At 68.1% G+C, this 1,537-nt stretch carries 4 protein-coding genes; all 4 read right to left on the reverse strand.

What is annotated here, in order from left to right; genetic code table 11:
• The coding region (locus JCM19049_RS13750; RefSeq protein ID WP_279403234.1) for a glycosyltransferase at positions 1–250 on the reverse strand (250 nt) is incomplete at its 3' end.
• A 5-nt stretch (positions 251–255) separates the two neighbouring features.
• The gene (locus JCM19049_RS21050; protein ID WP_279403235.1) at positions 256–405 is read right to left on the reverse strand and encodes a hypothetical protein; all 150 of its coding nucleotides are present in this window, start codon (positions 403–405) and stop codon (positions 256–258) included.
• 260 nt (positions 406–665) lie between these two features.
• On the reverse strand, positions 666–1,340 hold the full coding sequence (locus JCM19049_RS13755; RefSeq protein WP_279403236.1) for an FtsW/RodA/SpoVE family cell cycle protein: 675 nt from the start codon (positions 1,338–1,340) through the stop codon (positions 666–668).
• The coding region (locus JCM19049_RS13760; protein WP_279403237.1) for an FtsW/RodA/SpoVE family cell cycle protein at positions 1,301–1,537 on the reverse strand (237 nt) is incomplete at its 5' end. The genes JCM19049_RS13760 and JCM19049_RS13755, both read right to left, overlap by 40 nt.

The following is a 1,537-nucleotide window of genomic DNA, read 5'->3' on the forward strand; positions in this document are numbered from 1 at the left end:
GTCCAAAGTGCTGCCGGGCCTGCTCGCGCAGCGCCGCACGGTCCATGCGGGCCACGTTCGAGCGCATCGGCATCCCGATCTGTGTGGCGTTGGGCAGCCCGGTGCCGGTGAACGTGGTGGCCACGACCTTGGCGGTCTTGGCGCCCAGCTTGTTGGCCATGCCGGCCACCGAGTTCGCCTCGTGCACGAAGATCGGCAGCTTCAGGCGCCGGGCGGCCAGGTAGGCCGGAGTGCACACGTAGCCGCCCACCCCGATCAGCCCTGGGCCTGTTGCTCGCGCAGGATCTTGGCGGCTTGGCGCACGGCGGCCGGGAAGGCGAACGGGAAGCGGAACAGGCTCGGGGAGATCGAGCGGGGCATGGGCACCTTGGGGATCAGTTCCAGGCGGTAGCCGGCCTCGGGCACCAGCCGCGTTTCCAGGCCCCCGGCGGTGCCGATCGCGGTGATTTGCGCGTCGGGACGCTCATGCGGATCGCGTCGGCGATGGCGAGCATCGGTGAGATGTGTCCGGCGGTCCCCCCGCCGGCGACCACAAGTTTCATGGGCTCACTCATGATGCTGGGCTAACTCCTTGTGCTTGGTGGAGGCAGTGCGCGCACTGCCCGGATGGGCCGGATGGCGCACCGGCCGGGCGGCGGCTTTCACCCCGCCCGGGGCTGTGCCTTCTATTCTGCCGTCTTTGGCGCGGAAAGCGGGGCCTTGGGCTCAGCGCGTTTCTGGTCGCGCGCTGCCGAGAGCACATATCCCATGGCCAGGGTGACGGCGAGCATGGCCGAACCGCCGGAGGAAATGAACGGCAGCGGCACGCCGATCACCGGCAGCAACCCGCTCACGGTGCCCAGGTTGATGAAGGACTGGCCAATGACCCAGGCCATCAGGCAGGCCATCAGGATGCGGGTGTACAGGTCGGTGGCGCGCACCGCAATCCGGTACATGGCCAGGGCCAGCAGGCCGAAGAGGATCAGCACCAGCAGCACCCCCAGGAAGCCGAACTCCTCGCCCAGGATGGAGAAGATGAAGTCGTTCTGCGCCTCTGGCACATAGGACCACTTCATGCGCGACTGTCCCGGGCCGACCCCGAACCAGCCGCCGGAGGCGAAGGCCTGGATGCCCATGGAGGACTGGTAGCAGATCGCGTCCCCCGGGCCGCAGTCGATGCCCAGCCAGGCCAGGATGCGCGCACGGCGGTTTTCCGAGAGCATGACCATCCCGGAGACGCCGACCAGCCCGACCGCCCCGATGCCCAGCAGCAGCTTCATCCGCAGCCCGGCCATGAACATGGCGGTGGCGATGATCATGATCAGCACCAGGCCGGTGCCCACGTCGCGCCCGACCAGCACCAGGCCCAGGATGACCACCCCGACCGGGAAGGCGACCGGATCATGATGTGCTTGTAGTCGTGCAGCAGTGACTGCTTCTTCTCCAGCATGTAGGCGGAGAACACGGCCAGCGCCAGTTTGGCGAACTCACTGGGCTGCATGCCGATTCCGGCCACGCGCAGCCAGTTGCGGTTGCCCAGCACGGTGTGCCCCAGCGG

The sequence above is a fragment of the Arthrobacter sp. JCM 19049 genome (assembly GCF_001310435.1).